Consider the following 15,807-nt stretch of genomic DNA (forward strand, 5'->3'; position numbering starts at 1 on the left):
GCCCAAAATAAGTACTAACACTTAAAATATAGCAGCTCATTTTCATTTGTCAGGTATCACTAACTACGGCAATTACACATAAAAATGAGGGTTTAACCCCAATCTTACTGCTGTATACAGCTAGAAATAGTCATCGAATTGTTCTGCTATAATTAAAAATGATCTTTTGAAACTTATAACTTCAAACTTTAAAGGAAGACAATATGTTAAAAAAAATCAGTTTCCTCATCTGCTCATTAGTTGTTGCTTTCACATTAACTGCCTGTAATACCACTAAAGGTGTTGGTGAAGATATAGAAGCAGGAGGAGAAGCAATACAAAGAGCAGCCCAGTAAACATTAATGCTCTTATTTCAAATGCTAGAGGGTATATTTATTTTGAATCCTCTAGTATTTCCTTATTCATTTAACGAGACTCCAATTTGTATTTTCTTTTCCGTATTTACTTACACTTTATTCATGTAAAACATTTATAAATATGTCTATTCTGATAGTGTGTTCTAAACTATTGTATCAGTTTATTTTGCCTCGATATTTGGGGCTTTTCTTTGCTTTTCAATTTTTTTATAAATAAAGGCCATCAGCTATTAACTGAAGGCCTAAGAAACTACAAAAAATCAGATTTTAATAATGCCACTTTCAAAATATAACTATATTAATTTTAAAATACACTTTCTAACATAATGGTTTTTCCAAAAAATCATTATCATCAAGTATCCATAATGGCTCCATATTACTATCTTTTTTGATAACTAATGATGGGTCTGAACGTAAACATGCTCCACCATAGTGACCTCCGACAGTAAATGTGCAGACTTGAATAAAACGCCCTGCAACGTTTGGCAAGCACCATAATTGTTGGTAAATATTTTCCTGTTTATCGAATTGGCCAGAAGTCTCATCTAAAATCGTGTCGCACTCACCTATCAAACCGATATTGTCACCACAGCGGCCTGCTATTGGCTTTATTGCATAACCACTCGAGCGTAACTCGTCACTGATATCAAAACTTGTATTCAAAAGGTAGGGATGATAGGGAAATAACGACCAAAGAATAGGTAATATCGCTTTATTACTTGGAATGACTGTCCATAAAGGCTCAAAGACACGAATCTCAGGCTTTAATAATACATCAACTAGTCTGACGTCATTATATTCTGAGTGTCCGGTACGAATTTGTAGAGCTGAATGCTCATAGTCTTTCTCACATTCCTGCCGAATTTGCTCAAGAGCAGTTTCCCACGCCCATGTTTTCCAAACACACTCTAATATACGGCCATCACTATCAACGACTTGACCTGTTTCATTCCAAAATAATTCGTCTAAACCATGAATAATTTTATAATCGAATCCCGCTTCAGTAATTGCATGCGCCATGTATTGCGAATGATAATCTTCTTCACTATCTACATCCTGCATAATATGAATAAACGGTTTAGCTGAAGAATGTTCCCATGTACTAGAAAGTAATTCAGTTAAGTAACCACTTGGGTTTTTGCCATCTTTCAGCTGCCCTACTTTTGCCCACTTATCAATAATTACCCCTGCCTCTGTATGACAAGAAGCTGAATCCGCATTATATTCATAGACTTTTAACCCTCGCTCATCCAAACAAAAGTCTAATCTTCCTGTGATCATATCATGACGCCGATTCTTCCAGGATAAACGTATGCGAGGCCAAAGAATTTCTGGAATATTAAAAAGTTTCAATAAGTTATCACTCTTTAATACTTTTTCTGTCGCATGCAGATACATAAGATGAACTTCATTGGTTGCTTGTATCAGTTTATTTTCAGCGGTACTAGATATTGTAAAATATTCATGAAGAGCGCTATTTAGCGCGCGACCTTGTCTAGCTTGAATATATTTATTTTCTATGGGATTTGAGCTATTCAACCATTCGTTATTATAGTCAATCTTATTATCTATTTTAGCAGCATGAATCTTTAGCAACTCAGGATTAGTATACGGGCCTGAATAAGCATGCTCATCACTATCTGTTTGTATCATCCATCCCAAAATTTTAGTGTTTGGGAAAGTATCTGATAGTGTATATCTTCCTTTATTTCTTTTCAGAGACAATTCTCTTGTCCACTGCTGGCCTATGGGCAATTTATGGTGAATGACATTTTGCTCAGCGATACGTACTTTATCATCATAAACCTTGGTGATAATTGCTATATGGCCTGTTTTATTAAACTCACCCCCCTCATCCCAAATTAACAATGACCCCGCGGCAGGCTTAACAGGACTCCCATTAACAAAAGCTTTTAACGGTAAAATGTCATCATCAACTACGTGTCGTAGAAAGCGCAGAGAAAATACTTCATAGGCCATACCAACATCACTAAAAACAGTACCGTAATTGAGGTATAAAAAACGGCGAGCAAACTCAACGCATTGCCATTTATAGCCCATATATTCATTGCCAATATAACTTCGAAAAGAAATATCTTTTTTATTTTCCACATTAGGCAATGAATCATAATCTGATGAGTATATTGCTACGCCTCCTGGAGCATATCCGAGTAAAGTTCCAAAAGGTTCGTATTCACTACTTAATAACCCCATGTTATAGCTCCATCTTAATAATAAATACATGCTAGCCATAACTATCAGTGTACGCCTATAAAATATGAAAAATCCATTTTTTTGATATAAGAAACTTATCAATAGTTAGTTAAATAAAAGCAACCTGTTAGCACAAAAAAGCTCCCAAGAGAGATCGCCATTTATAGCAACAGTTCCGATGCTCCCTTCTGTGGGTTCTTAGTGTTTTAAATATGTCTGCTATATACCGGGTGAAAAGTGGTTTGATTACTATCTTTACAAAACAATGAGTTCTTTTATTTTCACTTTCAAAAAATGACCTATTTAGCGGTATAACTATTTACAAGAGTTACCCTCAGTTAAATAGACCATCCCTTTTAAGCCCCAATCTAGGGGCTATTTTTTTGCCTTTAAAAAGCCTCTGTTTTCTTAAAAGCTCGCTGTTGTTGTCTTACACAGCCATCAATTTAAAATATTTGGAAATACTTTTGCGTATTTTGAAATACCAACTATATTTAAGGCGATATTTAATTGTATAAAGCAACATATTTAGCCCAACGCTGTGTGGGCTTTTTTTATCCATACAATTTCTGGTACTATAACTTTTAAGGCTCTCACCATTACAGAATCAAGATAAAATCACGTTTTCAAAATATGAACCTTATACACAACCTCCCGATCACAACCATACTTATCGTTACCTCCCTATTTCTTTGCGTTGTATTTATTCTTATTAGTGATAACTATCAAGCAGACGTGACAACTCTATTCTTTAAAGCTTTTATATATCTACTTGCAGCTATCTCCTTCTTAAACTTACTTTTTTTAATTAGAACTTTCATTGGCTGGAACTAATGTAAGCACTCCGTTCTAATGTAATCTTGCAAATACAAAGTTTGTTTTTCGTTCTCAACTATCATTTTTCTGAGACGCCAATAATCTTGTTCAGCTGCTTCACTAAGTCGTGCGGAGCTTTCATTGCCTCCGCTTTCGAAGGTATTCGCTTCGGGTTTTGGACATTTGGCGTTGACGTACACGCGCTTAGTACCATTACTAACATCATTGCGCAGCTTATCAATTTCAGCTTTTGCATTTGAGAGATCCATTGTGTGAGTTTTGTCGAGTTCGTGAAGTGAGTTAATACGTTTTTGGTAATCCTCATTAATTTTGACCTGCTCTGTCAACTCAACGAGTAGTCCGGCATTTTTGGTATTTAACTCACCTATCCTCTCGTGTTGTTTCCACATTCCCCATATGGCCACCCACGCAGCGATATATAACAATGCACTGACTGTATTCATGGTATCCACTATATAGATAATTAAAAGTTAACTTGCCGACTTTTGTAGTGTTCTATAACTTTCTGGCGCGTTTTTCTAAACTGGCTTTATCAATACCGCATGTATTGTCAGTGAGTCTGTTGGCGCCAAATACAATCATTGATATCGCGAGTAACATAAAGCAAATTACTACCACTATAAGTTTCCATGACATATAGCCGCCTCCGCTTCTCTGCGATTACCTCATCGTTATAGAAGATAAAGAAGCCGTACTGACCAGCTTTATTGATTACTTTGCACTTCACGCTTAACCTTTGATAGCATCAAGAATAGCCCTTTAAAAACAGGATAGACAGTATGCATAAAAACAAAGCTATATTAGTATGTTTTGTTATCGCTTTAGTAACAGCTTGTTCATCAAACACTAACCCCCAAACTAAGTCAGATACTTGCGAGATAAAAATGGATACTCCCGAAGGTAACTTGCCTGGGAAAATAGAGCAGTCCAGTGGAAATAGTCCCGAATGTAAAGCGATTGAAAGAGCTATAGATAAAGCTATCTAACATATGAATTAGACAGAAGCTAGTAAGCGAGTTTTCATTGCAGAAAAGCCCCAATCATGGGGCTCATTAAAAATTTACAGCTATTTATTGATAATGGTTACTCGCTTTACATCAACTTCTAATGAAGCCCACTCTTTATCAATTTCACCATCTAAACGAACTTTTGTTTCAGGTGTCACAACCTGTCCACGCCAGCGCCTATCATCAATATCTACAGCAATTGAGCCAGTACTATCTTTAAATTCGTAAAGCTCTTTACCAATCTGTTTAACAATATGACCTTCAAGTGAAACCCATGCATCATCAGGAAGCTCTTTCGCTTGAACGACAGTTGTTACTGCTTGAGCTGTTGCAACAAACCCACCTTTTGGACTAACAGAACCATCATTCGAAACAAATCCACCAGCATGGTTATTAGCTAATACGCCAAATGAAGCTGCTGATAATACGAGCGCAATAACTGTCTTATTCATAATAATTCCTTTTGTCTGTTAATTTTTTATAGTTTATCAATTAAACCTTAACAGAATCTTAAGGCAAATAATTAACACTTTAGATCGGTTATTGCACATAGCAGCACATGTAACTCTGACCAATCGTGACAGAAAATCTTATGTTTATTTTAACTATAAAAAAGACCGCCTAGGCGATCTTTTATGAATAACTGATATAGCTCAGATGAAAAGTTTAACCTGACCATAAGTTTATTAAAGATTAAGAGTGAACATCACTCTCTACTCAGCGTCTTTTTCTTTAGTTAAACAATAACGCAAGTTTTGCCTAATAGCTTCAATAGACCAAATCCAAAAAGCAGTTCCAACAAACTCAGATATTAGTGCTTGATAACCAGCAGTCCAAAGCCAGCCAGACAATCCTAATAATGGTACAACTAAGCCATGAGCAAAAACAGAAACACCGATACCAAAACATATACCGTGTAATAATTTCACCTTAGGTAAGTATTCAGCGATAACACAATATATAACTGCAATAACTATCGAAAATAATATATGAACACCATTCCCGCCCCAATTAATACTATATCCCATCCAATGATAAGTCATAGTATCTATATTTAGCCCAAGCTTTTCTAACAAGACAATGGGAGGTGGGGTTGTTTCTAGCGTTCTCGGTGGAATCAAACCTTCAAAGCCAGATTTAACTAAAGCGGAAAATATACCCGCAATAATACCAACATATATTGCTATACAAATATGCCTAGAGCTTTTCTTTGTCAATTTAAATAGATCAATCATTATACATACACGCCTTATGAATAGATATTATGAATATAGTAGAGAAAAGGGCAATTGTTTATTATTAGTATAATTATTATTTTTAATGTGTTGGGATGCTTGAAGCATAGTAACAAAAGATGGCTCATTAAATATAAATAAAAAATCAACGACAATAAAAAATTCAATCGATACCCCTGCTCAGATCCCTGAGTAATTGTCATAGGGTTTAGCCAGTCAGCCTTGACATGCACCAGAATGAAAAAGTAACTCCCAACTTTGCGTGTGGATTTCAAGAACGGCAGGCCTACCACTTGAAATTACTTTATCGTTATAGAGAAAAATTGAAGATATATTTTTATTATTTCAATAATCCGACACATAATAACCATCAAAAAACAACATTCAAATAATGATTATTTTGCTTTTTAAAATAATAAGTTATATTAAAATAAGCATTAGGCAAGTCTCACTAAAAACAATGAGGATATTTTATGAAAAAAATATTATTTGCTAGCATCATTGCAACATCGTTAATGACCACTTCAGCTTTCGCCGCAACAGATGCAAAACCTGTATCTCAATGGACATGCGAAGATTTCTTAGCAATCGATGATGCATTTTATCCAACAGCAATTGGTGCTGCTGAGATTATTACCCAGAAAGGTAAGGTAGAAGACCCTACTTTAGATATTAGTGGTATTGCAACATCCACTCCGTTAATTGTTGAAGCTTGCGAAAAAGCTCCCAAAGAATCATTTATTCAAAAAGTCGAAGTTCATTTGAAAAAAATGTAATCTAAAGACCCCACCCCTCTGGTGGGGTTTTCTTTTATTGTGCATAACTACACATGTAACTATGAACAATCGTAACAGCAAGTCTTATGTTTGTTTTAGGTATAAAACCTGACATTACTGACGGGTCTATAACACGTGTAATATGATATATTTATACTTCGGGATGCTATTCTTTTCAAGACTCACCGATCTGCATTAGTTCAATTTGTATCCATACTCTTCACATTGTTCAATAACACTGCGATACTTATATTCATTATCACCAACCAGAACAACTCTACGTAAGTCAATGTTACCTACAGGCTCAGGCATTGATGTGATGAAAGGGATTGTTTCTTTATTGGATTTAGCGACTAAACCGCAATATGCATCATACGGATTAGCAATCATTTTACCGAGTTTGAACTTTGCAGATATTGGTAATTTAAGGTGGTTTTTTATTAGGCTAACTACCTTTGCTTCTTCTTCCTTATTTAGACCTCTCTCTGCTGCTAAAGCACTGCTTGATACAGCCATAATTGAGATGGCTAGTACTACTGAGAATAATTTACTCATTTAATTACCCCCTCATTAAATATGAACATCAGATATCTATTTAATTTAGATAGATAATATTATTAAAGATTAAATAATGAGGCAATAAAAAACCCCGCTTAATGAATCATCCAACTTTATGGGGTCAGATCACATCGCAAGGTTTCATTCTATAAGTTAGGTGACAACGTATTCACTCTTATCACAATAACATCGAATTTACGTAGCGCACTAGTACTTTTTATGAATATATTGGATGTAAAAAAGCCCGCGATTGCAGGCCTTGAATTGGTTTTATGCGACTAGTTATAGAATGTCCATTTTCGGAAAAAAATAAGCCAGTTCCGGACAAAATGCAACACTCTATACCAGTGAGTGCAAGTATTTTTTATCGTACAGTCCAGCTACCACGTATAGGGCGAGCAAAAGATGCTAAAACTGCAATGAGACATATTTCTATAGATACAGCCCAATAAATATGTCCTAAAATCTCGCTAACTAATTCATAACCATTTAAATTCCAGAGCCAACCAACTTTACCCTCATTATATGAGGGATGACGAAATCCAAATAATGGGATCATTATTCCATGAGCAAATATTGTGATCAAAACACCATATAATACACCATAAAACATTCGAATTTTAGGCAGATAAGCTGATATAAAGACGTATACAAAAGCGAACGCAAAACTAAATAACCAATGGTATAAGGTTACAGCACCACCGACCAATGATCCCTGATAAAAATAATCAAGAGAATGAGAATTGATGCCTAACCAACTAAACCACGCATCAATATTCGCTGCTGGTGGTGATATTTCTCCTGCAACTCTCGGGGGCATATTCACTTCAGAGCCCCATTTAACTAATGAGCTAATGAAGCCACCAATAATAGTTCCCCAAACAACTATCTTTAAATTTATCTTATTACTCCACATAAATACCACCTCATGTAAATTTACAAGTTTTTATTTTTACACCAAATAACATTAAATTTACAGTTTTAAAATAATTTGAATTTAATTAATTACTAAAACTATTTAATTGTTCGACTAAATGCTTGTTCTGCCATACTTTCCTCAACAAAACACTTACTTATCAATATTTCATAGAACGGCTTCCAATTTCTACGCCATGTTCTTTCATTAAGGTCAGGTACTAAATGTCTTATTGCTTTAAATGCTACAGATGACGGTACACGATTGAAGCCACGCCCAGCACAACGAGAACAATCTTTATAAACTGGTGTCACTTGTAATTCACTCTGAACTTCATCTAAGACCTTGCCCTCCCTTTACAACGACAACGGTTTATTAATTGGCTCTTACTATTACATGACTCACAAATCACTTTTTTAGTTTCCACAACATCGCGCTCTGTATTGGTATATCGCTTGGGCTGGCTCTTGGAAAATGACGGAAAAATAGCTTCCCTCGTTGAATACTTTGTTGTAGTAATTTTTTTATCAAGCATTCATTTCCCACTACATGCTGAACACTGGCAAACCGAACCTGCTGATCGAGCGTAATCCTCAAAAGTCATTTTAGACAGAACAATTAAACAGTAGCCCAATTTATTGCCAGCAGCTTTGCGAACTAATTTAGGCGCTATTTTTAGCGCATATTGAGTCAAGCCCTCCACGGTAGAAAATTTATCCTCTTCACTGACATCATTTTTAGCCAGAAAGGCTGTCATCCCAAACTTAGCTCGTGATTCGGTCATCCCGATCGCAGCCATAATATCAGTACCCGTTAAACGGTCTGGTGACGTACAACTGGCTGAGTCACTAAATGTGGGTGACTTAGGATGGAAGTTCTTTAGTGCATTTACTAATTTCATGCTGCCGGCCTATAAATCATCCCACTGAGTACGTAATGTTTTCGGACATTGAACGTTCTTTTTCCAGAATGCATCTTGGCTAACACGTTTATAGAATTGGCAAATCTCCTTGTGAGTGCGCCCGTCTTGGTTAACCATCAAGCGAACATCGTTAGCCCACTCTGTGAAATTTGGCTCTTTCGGCTCTTGCAGTCCAAGCTCTTTGAATACTTCACACTTGCGGCTAAACAGCCATTCAGCGCACTTAAGGTCATCCGCAGATCCCCATTTCTGTAAGTTAGTCCTGTAAATCACTACCTCTGGGTAACGATTTAAAAAATCAATTTTTGACTAATCGCTGGATTCGTTAGAATTCTGCGATGAAGGATTAGTTACTGATGGATCTTGTTTTAAAGTTACTGACGGATCACCCCCAGATTCTGACGGCTCAGGTTTTGAGGGAACAGATTTTGACGGGTCAAAATCTGCTGGTTGAGGAAATGCAATACGTGCCGCTGAAGCCAGCTTCTCAACATTCAGTTGATAGATATTACTGGCATTACGGTTGCCTTTACGACGCTTCTCTATAGATAACCAAATGCGGATTGGTATTAACCCTATCCACTTTCTAACTACCCTGAATCAAAACAGGTTTTCACAACACTAAAACGGATTTTATCGAACACTCAACATCCAAAAAAAACAAAAATAAAATTAATTACAATAACTTACCTAACTGTAAAACTTTTGCAATATTATATGCCGCTTGTTGCACGTTCTCCGCCCCCTGCTTTAATGCCTCATCTAACGGGCTTAATCTTGGCAAAATACTGAAAAAAGCATCGATACCTTCTTGGTGTAGTGCTTCAACGCCTTTACCTAATACACCACTTAATGCAATAACAGGGACATTGTGTTTGGCCGCAACCTTGGCTATTCCTAAAGGCGCTTTCCCCCCTGCCGTTTGCCCATCCATGCTACCTTCCCCCACAATAACCAAATCGGTATCAAAGATTTCTTGCTCTAACTTCACTGCATCAATAACGATATCAATGCCGGGTTTAAGCTTAGCATTCATAAATGCAGCGGCAGCAACAGATATCCCACCAGCAGCACCTCCGCCAGATAAATGCCTAAAATCATGCCCTTTAATTTGTTGGATAAGCTCAGCAAAACGATTTAAACCTTTTTCCAATTCCAATACCATTGAAGCCGTTGCCCCTTTTTGTGGCCCGAATATCATCGCAGCACCCCGCTCTCCAACCAGAGGATTATCTACATCACAAGCCACTTCGATCATACAGTGTTGCAATTGAGGAGACAGACTTGACGTATCAATCGTTGCGATATGATTTAAAACTTCACCGCCCAAACCAAGTTTATTTTGTTGATTATCATAAAAAACAACACCTAGGGCTTGAAGCATACCGACACCACCATCAACGGTTGCGCTACCGCCAATCCCTAAGATGATTTTTTTCACCCCTTTTTCAAGCGCATCTTGAATTAGCTGACCTGTTCCGTAACTCGTCGTCAGCATTGGATTACGCTGCTCTGGACTAACTAGCATTAATCCGCTGGCCTGAGCCATTTCAATAACAGCGGTTTCGCCATTGTGTAATAAACCATAGTAAGCACTTACCATATCCCCTAATGGGCCTTTAACCTCAAGTGATACTCGCTCACCACCTGCGGCTGCAATCAATGCATCAACAGTTCCTTCACCACCATCAGCAATCGGTAAACAAAGGTATTGGGCATCAGGGAATACACTTTTAAATCCTTTAGTTATGGCATTTGCGGCACATTCTGCACTCATGCTTTCCTTGAAAGAATCAGGGGCTATGATAATTTTCATATATGGCTACCTATAGAACGGTTAAGTAATCAGTTAAATAATATTGTTAATTTCGAAAAATATTATCGGTTATCAAAATACACATTCATTTTTACAAATGCGCGCATATTACTGATAAATAGATTAGCTTATTAAATTGAGAGAATTATATTCAGCACCACTTTCTAAAAAACGTTTTAGCACTGAGTATAGCCATTAACTTCTATTCGTCATTGTATCAAAAAAAAATAATTGATAAAGATTTAATTGGAAAAATTTTCCAATTATTTTTTCATAAAAAAATCAATAAGCTGCATTTAAATCAAAAATAATAAAGCATTAAAACAAACTTAAAATGAATCAAACTTCATTAAAATCAAGAAGAAATAGAGTAAATTAACTTAAATTGAACAAAACATCTCAAAAAAAATACAAAAAAAGAAATAATAAAAAACTAAATATTTTATAACGTATTGTTTATTATGTTATTTTGTCAAAAAAAGCGCTCCAGATCTATTTTTTGGAAAAATTTTTTAAATTTATATTGCATCCATCAGTTAACGGTGGCTATATTGAGTTCAAGAATTAATTCCTGGGTAGTCAATATAATTAATTAAACTGACGCTAATAACTATATATAAACCATTAGTTATTAAGTTGATGTATATATAAAAAACAATATTATTTAAAAAATTAAAACAATAACTTTATTACTTTATTAAAAATTCGATTAGTTAAATCTCTCGCTTTCAAATTTAAATTATATGCGTGGAAGGACTCATATATGAACTATTCAGAAGAAAAAGAGATTTATCGTGAACGTGGTTATACAAATGATTTATTACCTAAAACACCGGAGCAACGAACATGGAAAACATTTAACTACTTTACGCTATGGATGGGTTCCGTACACAATGTCCCAAATTATCTAATGGTTGGCGGTTTTTTTATTCTAGGCCTTTCTACTTTGAACATTATGTTTGCCATCGCACTAAGCGCAATATGCATCGCTTTCGTTATGGTAATGAATGGTGCGGCGGGGTCTAAATATGGTATCCCATTCCCGATGCTACTTCGGGCATCTTATGGAATTAAAGGTTCACTCTTTCCTGGCGTATTAAGAGGCTGTATTGCTGCTATTATGTGGTTTGGCTTACAATGCTTTACTGGTTCATTAGCGCTATTAATATTAATCGGGAAAATTTGGCCTGAATTTTTAAATATAGGCAATGGTGAAACCTATATGGGGGTTACCATTCCAGCCTTTATTGTTTTCATCATTTTCTGGGCAATGAATGTTGCCATAGGACTAGGTGGAGGCAAGGTATTAAATAAACTTACTGCCATTCTTAACCCCTGTATTTATATTTTGTTTGGTGGTATGGCAATTTGGTCAGTTTCTTTAGTGGGCATTCAACCTATTTTGGATTATATCCCAAATGGTATTAGTGAAACGCCAAGTAAAGTATTCTTTTTCTTTATCGTTATTAATAGTGTTGTCGCTGTCTGGGCAGCTCCTGCGGTAAATGCTTCTGATTTCACTCAATATTCGACTAGTTTTAAACAACAAGCCATTGGACAAACCGCTGGCCTGTTAGTGGCTTACTTGCTCTTTGCCATTAGTAGCGTATGTATTTTAGCCGGCGCCAGTATTCACTACGGCGTTGATACATGGAACGTACTTGATATTGTTCAAAAATGGGATAGTTTATATGCCTCACTCTTTGCGGTAGTCGTTATTCTGATGGCGACAATTTCCACCAACGCTGCTGGTAATATTATTCCTGCAGGATACCAAATTGCTGCACTGTACCCATCCAAACTCACTTATCGTCACGGCGTTATTATTGCCAGCGTTATCAGCGTATTAATCATGCCTTGGAAACTAATTGAGAATCAGGACAGTATTTATACTTTCTTGGATATTATTGGCGGTATTTTAGGTCCAGTTATTGGTGTCATGCTATCGCATTATTTCATCGTAATGCGTACAAATATTAATTTAGATGTCTTATATACCCGTGCAGGCGATTATAAATTCTATGAGCACGGATTTAATATTACCGCTTTCGTTGTCACTGTTATTGCAGTTATTTTCTCCCTTGGTGGAAAATTCATTCCTGTATTAGAGCCTATATCACGAGTGTCTTGGTTTGCTGGCGTCATATTGGCCTTTGTTCTCTACTCTTTATTCAAAAAAGACACCACTAAGGTGGTTGAAAATAAAGTAAAAGCTACGAATGATTCAGATATCGGCATAAAAAACCCAATGTAATCTGAATTAAATACCCTATTCAGCCCGTTTTAATATATTGAAAACACGCTGAACAGTAATGTTAATAAATGAAATTATAATCTTATCTAAGGAATACCCTATGTCATACGATTTAATCATTAAAAACGGTACTGTCATTCTTGAAAACGAAGCAATTAAAACAGATGTCGCGGTAAAAAATGGCAAAATTGCCGCTATTGGCTCTGGTTTATCTGGTGCAAAAGAAGAAATAAACGCCGAAGGCCTAGTCGTTTCACCAGGTATGGTTGACTCTCATGCCCACATTTCGGAACCAGGAAGAACACATTGGGAAGGCTATGAAACAGGGACGCGTTCAGCAGCAAAAGGTGGCATCACAACTATCATCGAAATGCCATTAAATCAGCTACCTGCAACCGTTGACCGTGAAAGTATTCAAATAAAATTCGACGCTGCCGCAGGTAAACTGTCAGTAGATGCAGCCCAATTTGGCGGTTTAGTCTCTTATAATCTCGATAGACTGCACGAGCTAGATGAAGTGGGTGTTGTTGGCTTCAAATGCTTTGTTGCCACCTGTGGTGACAAAACTATTGATAATGACTTCCGTGATGTTGATGACTTTCAGTTTTTACGTGGTGCAGAAATTATCAGTAAATTTAACGACTCTCGTGTATTAGTTCACTGTGAAAATGCATCAATCTGTGATGAATTAGGTCGAGAAGCTGAAGCTCAAGGACGCATAACTGCTCACGACTATGTAGCCTCGCGCCCTGTATATACTGAAATTGAGGCAATTCGCCGCGTGCTATATCTGGCAAAAGTGGCTAATTGCCCAATACATATTTGCCATATCAGTAGCCCTGAAGGCGTTGCTGAAGTGACTAAGGCACGTAATGAAGGACAGGATGTTACCTCAGAATCTTGCCCTCACTATTTTGCCTTAACAACTAATCAGTTTGAAAAAATTGGTAATTTAGCAAAATGCTCACCACCGATTCGTGATGAAGCGAACCAAGAAGGCATGTGGGAAAAACTGTTTAATGGTGAAATCGACTGTTTAGGTTCTGACCACTCACCATGCCCACCAGATATGAAAGCGGGTCATGTATTCAAAGCTTGGGGTGGAATTGCAGGGATGCAAAGCTGTGTTGACTTGATGTTTGATGAAGCAGTGCAAAAACGTGGAATGGAACTCCCATTATTTGCCAAATTAATGGCAACTAATGCAGCTAAGATCTTCGGCCTTAAGCATAAAGGCTCCATTACCGTTGGTAAAGATGCAGATTTCGTGTTCATCAAGCCAAACTCACCTTATGAATTAAAAGCTCAAGATTTAGAGTATCGCCATAAAGTCAGCCCTTATGTAGGGCGCAAAATAGGTGCACAAGTTGCACGCACTATTTTACGCGGAGAAACTATCTACGATATTAATACTGGTGTTCGTGAAACGCCTATCGGGCAATTTATTTTAAAACACCAACAGTAATATGATGTAAATAATACAGCACACTCTTTACTGGGTGTGCTGTATTGTTATTTATAACAGGATGTAATTTATGTTTAGTTTGAACAAAGATAATATGTTATCAGGCTTGCAATGGTTCTTTTTTATTTTCTGTAATACAGTCGTTATACCTCCTACATTACAATCTGCATTTCATCTGAGCAATGCCACCACTTACACAATTACCCAGTATGCTTTTTTAGCCACATCACTGGCTTGCTTAATTCAAGCTATTTTCGGACACAAGCGCTCTATCATGGAAGGTCCTGCGGGGCTGTGGTGGGGAACGATTTTATCTGTTGCATTTGCAGAGTCTGCTCAAGGAACACCATTAGAGGTTATTGGTGGTAGTTTTGCAGTGGGAATTGCCATTGCAGGGATCATCACTGTCATTATCGGTTTGAGTGGGGCAGGAAAGTATTTGGCTCTGCTATTTTCGCCTGGTGTGATGGCAGTATTCATGCTGTTACTCGGCGCTAACTTAATTACTATTTTTTTAAAAGGTATGTTGGGCTTACCTTTTAGTGCCACAACAGATATTGTCCATATTAATTTCAATACATTCTTGTTAGCTTTATTTATCATGGTATTGATCATTGGAATTATTGTCTTACTCCCTCGTCATATTAATAAATATGCTGTACTGATTGGCTCAATATTGGGTTGGTTATTATTTTCAGTTATCTTTCGAAGTGGCTCAACAGGCGTGAGTGGCATTGGCTGGCAGCTATTCCCTCTCGGAAAAATTGAAACTATCAATTATGGTATTGTCACAACCTGTGTTATTGCCTCACTACTAAATACGTCCAATACGTTTGGCGCGATTAAGGGAACAGATTTATTTCATCCAGATTCGCCAGCAACGCCAGCCATGTATCGTCGTAGTTTTATTAGTTCTGGTGCGCTCACTTTTGCCTGTTCACCACTAGGAATTGTGCCTTTCGCGCCATTTGTTTCTTCAATAGGGCTCATTACTCAAACCAACGATTTTAGTAAAAAGCCCTTTATTATTGGTAGTTTGTTATTCTTTGTTATTAGTTTCGTTCCCGTTTTGTCAGGGTTCTTTTCTACCTTTCCTTTAGTGATCAGTAGTACCGTGATGATGGTCACTTACTTACCTCTGCTTTGGTCTTCTTTGTTATTTATTCGTATTTTAGATTTAAACCCGCGCAATATTTATCGGCTTGCTTTGCCTATTTTTATTGGCATATTTTTGATGAGTGTTCCTCCAACTTACATGCAAGATATTCCATTGATAGTAAGGCCTATCATCACAAATGGGTTATTAATGGGAATTATTATTTCTATTATCCTTGAAAATATATTTAAGTGGGATGCTATAAAATAGAAAAGATAAATAAGTAAGATTTTATAGAGGTAATATGCATTAATTATATTACCTCTTTTTTATTCACTTAATGCTATGCAAAAAA

The 15,807-nt window shown here is 36.6% G+C and carries 15 protein-coding genes and 1 pseudogene; 6 read left to right on the forward strand and 10 right to left on the reverse strand.

The features are described from left to right. The first annotated feature begins 203 nt into the window (after window positions 1-203). Window positions 204-335 (forward strand): entericidin A/B family lipoprotein, encoded by a 132-nt coding sequence (locus PR725_RS09290; protein WP_004261473.1) that lies wholly within the window; start codon window positions 204-206, stop codon window positions 333-335. A gap of 339 nt (window positions 336-674) precedes the next feature. Here PR725_RS09290 and gss read toward each other — a convergent pair whose 3' ends face one another. From gss to PR725_RS09305, 3 genes are all read right to left on the reverse strand, one after another. Beyond that, entirely contained in the window at window positions 675-2,570 is a 1,896-nt protein-coding gene (gene gss, locus PR725_RS09295) for a bifunctional glutathionylspermidine amidase/synthase (protein ID WP_196719146.1), read from the reverse strand. A gap of 830 nt (window positions 2,571-3,400) precedes the next feature. Then, window positions 3,401-3,850 carry a lysis protein gene (locus PR725_RS09300; protein WP_004261480.1) on the reverse strand — a complete coding sequence of 150 codons (450 nt, stop codon included), beginning with the start codon at window positions 3,848-3,850 and terminating at the stop codon, window positions 3,401-3,403. A gap of 52 nt (window positions 3,851-3,902) precedes the next feature. After that, complete coding sequence (locus tag PR725_RS09305) at window positions 3,903-4,043, reverse strand: hypothetical protein (protein WP_164564164.1); 141 nt, start codon at window positions 4,041-4,043, stop codon at window positions 3,903-3,905. A 143-nt stretch (window positions 4,044-4,186) separates the two neighbouring features. On the opposite strand from PR725_RS09305, the gene PR725_RS09310 reads away from it, so the two are divergent. Beyond that, the gene (locus PR725_RS09310) at window positions 4,187-4,393 is read left to right on the forward strand and encodes a thiamine biosynthesis protein ApbE (RefSeq protein WP_196719145.1); all 207 of its coding nucleotides are present in this window, start codon (window positions 4,187-4,189) and stop codon (window positions 4,391-4,393) included. Window positions 4,394-4,473: 80 nt separating this feature from the next. Here PR725_RS09310 and PR725_RS09315 read toward each other — a convergent pair whose 3' ends face one another. Next, window positions 4,474-4,866, reverse strand: coding sequence for a YgiW/YdeI family stress tolerance OB fold protein (locus PR725_RS09315; protein WP_196719144.1), 393 nt, complete (start codon window positions 4,864-4,866; stop codon window positions 4,474-4,476). A 261-nt stretch (window positions 4,867-5,127) separates the two neighbouring features. Further along, on the reverse strand, window positions 5,128-5,649 hold the full coding sequence (locus PR725_RS09320) for a YagU family protein (protein ID WP_004261490.1): 522 nt from the start codon (window positions 5,647-5,649) through the stop codon (window positions 5,128-5,130). Window positions 5,650-6,122: 473 nt separating this feature from the next. Between PR725_RS09320 and hdeA the strand changes: the two genes are divergently transcribed. Continuing rightward, window positions 6,123-6,425: an acid-activated periplasmic chaperone HdeA gene (hdeA, locus tag PR725_RS09325; RefSeq protein WP_272568686.1), complete on the forward strand. Its 303-nt coding sequence runs from the start codon at window positions 6,123-6,125 to the stop codon at window positions 6,423-6,425. Window positions 6,426-6,620: 195 nt separating this feature from the next. Here the strand turns inward: hdeA and PR725_RS09330 are convergent, their stop codons facing one another. The 5 genes and pseudogenes from PR725_RS09330 to PR725_RS09355 all read right to left on the reverse strand — a co-directional run bounded on the left by PR725_RS09330 (window position 6,621) and on the right by PR725_RS09355 (window position 10,637). Then, window positions 6,621-6,980: a hypothetical protein gene (locus tag PR725_RS09330; protein ID WP_004261497.1), complete on the reverse strand. Its 360-nt coding sequence runs from the start codon at window positions 6,978-6,980 to the stop codon at window positions 6,621-6,623. A gap of 367 nt (window positions 6,981-7,347) precedes the next feature. Further along, on the reverse strand, window positions 7,348-7,899 hold the full coding sequence (locus tag PR725_RS09335) for a YagU family protein (RefSeq protein ID WP_004261499.1): 552 nt from the start codon (window positions 7,897-7,899) through the stop codon (window positions 7,348-7,350). Window positions 7,900-7,997: 98 nt separating this feature from the next. Then, window positions 7,998-8,800: pseudogene (locus PR725_RS21865) on the reverse strand (antitermination protein Q). A 9-nt stretch (window positions 8,801-8,809) separates the two neighbouring features. Then, a complete protein-coding gene (locus PR725_RS09350; protein ID WP_228367525.1) occupies window positions 8,810-9,094 on the reverse strand; it encodes a hypothetical protein in 285 nt (94 codons plus the stop codon). Window positions 9,095-9,497: 403 nt separating this feature from the next. Beyond that, window positions 9,498-10,637 (reverse strand): glycerate kinase, encoded by a 1,140-nt coding sequence (locus PR725_RS09355; protein WP_004261517.1) that lies wholly within the window; start codon window positions 10,635-10,637, stop codon window positions 9,498-9,500. A 763-nt stretch (window positions 10,638-11,400) separates the two neighbouring features. Between PR725_RS09355 and PR725_RS09360 the strand changes: the two genes are divergently transcribed. From PR725_RS09360 to PR725_RS09370, 3 genes are all read left to right on the forward strand, one after another. Continuing rightward, the gene (locus PR725_RS09360) at window positions 11,401-12,891 is read left to right on the forward strand and encodes an allantoin transporter (protein WP_004261518.1); all 1,491 of its coding nucleotides are present in this window, start codon (window positions 11,401-11,403) and stop codon (window positions 12,889-12,891) included. 100 nt (window positions 12,892-12,991) lie between these two features. Continuing rightward, window positions 12,992-14,356: an allantoinase AllB gene (gene allB / locus PR725_RS09365; RefSeq protein WP_094962126.1), complete on the forward strand. Its 1,365-nt coding sequence runs from the start codon at window positions 12,992-12,994 to the stop codon at window positions 14,354-14,356. Between the two features lie 70 nt (window positions 14,357-14,426). Continuing rightward, complete coding sequence (locus PR725_RS09370; protein WP_004261525.1) at window positions 14,427-15,722, forward strand: uracil/xanthine transporter; 1,296 nt, start codon at window positions 14,427-14,429, stop codon at window positions 15,720-15,722. Window positions 15,723-15,807: the final 85 nt, after the last annotated feature.

Source organism: Providencia sp. PROV255 (assembly GCF_028478065.1).
In the GTDB taxonomy this organism is placed as follows: Bacteria; Pseudomonadota; Gammaproteobacteria; order Enterobacterales; family Enterobacteriaceae; genus Providencia; species Providencia rettgeri.

Coding starts and splice junctions, on each gene's coding strand:
- hdeA (WP_272568686.1), top strand. CDS start 6,123: ATGAAAAAAATATTATTTGCTAGCATCATTGCAACATCGTTAATGACC.
- PR725_RS09335 (WP_004261499.1), bottom strand. CDS start 7,899: ATGTGGAGTAATAAGATAAATTTAAAGATAGTTGTTTGGGGAACTATT.
- PR725_RS09310 (WP_196719145.1), top strand. CDS start 4,187: ATGCATAAAAACAAAGCTATATTAGTATGTTTTGTTATCGCTTTAGTA.
- PR725_RS09370 (WP_004261525.1), top strand. CDS start 14,427: ATGTTTAGTTTGAACAAAGATAATATGTTATCAGGCTTGCAATGGTTC.
- PR725_RS09290 (WP_004261473.1), top strand. CDS start 204: ATGTTAAAAAAAATCAGTTTCCTCATCTGCTCATTAGTTGTTGCTTTC.
- PR725_RS09355 (WP_004261517.1), bottom strand. CDS start 10,637: ATGAAAATTATCATAGCCCCTGATTCTTTCAAGGAAAGCATGAGTGCA.
- PR725_RS09360 (WP_004261518.1), top strand. CDS start 11,401: ATGAACTATTCAGAAGAAAAAGAGATTTATCGTGAACGTGGTTATACA.
- PR725_RS09300 (WP_004261480.1), bottom strand. CDS start 3,850: ATGAATACAGTCAGTGCATTGTTATATATCGCTGCGTGGGTGGCCATA.
- PR725_RS09305 (WP_164564164.1), bottom strand. CDS start 4,043: ATGTCATGGAAACTTATAGTGGTAGTAATTTGCTTTATGTTACTCGCG.
- allB (WP_094962126.1), top strand. CDS start 12,992: ATGTCATACGATTTAATCATTAAAAACGGTACTGTCATTCTTGAAAAC.
- PR725_RS09315 (WP_196719144.1), bottom strand. CDS start 4,866: ATGAATAAGACAGTTATTGCGCTCGTATTATCAGCAGCTTCATTTGGC.
- gss (WP_196719146.1), bottom strand. CDS start 2,570: ATGGGGTTATTAAGTAGTGAATACGAACCTTTTGGAACTTTACTCGGA.
- PR725_RS09330 (WP_004261497.1), bottom strand. CDS start 6,980: ATGAGTAAATTATTCTCAGTAGTACTAGCCATCTCAATTATGGCTGTA.
- PR725_RS09320 (WP_004261490.1), bottom strand. CDS start 5,649: ATGATTGATCTATTTAAATTGACAAAGAAAAGCTCTAGGCATATTTGT.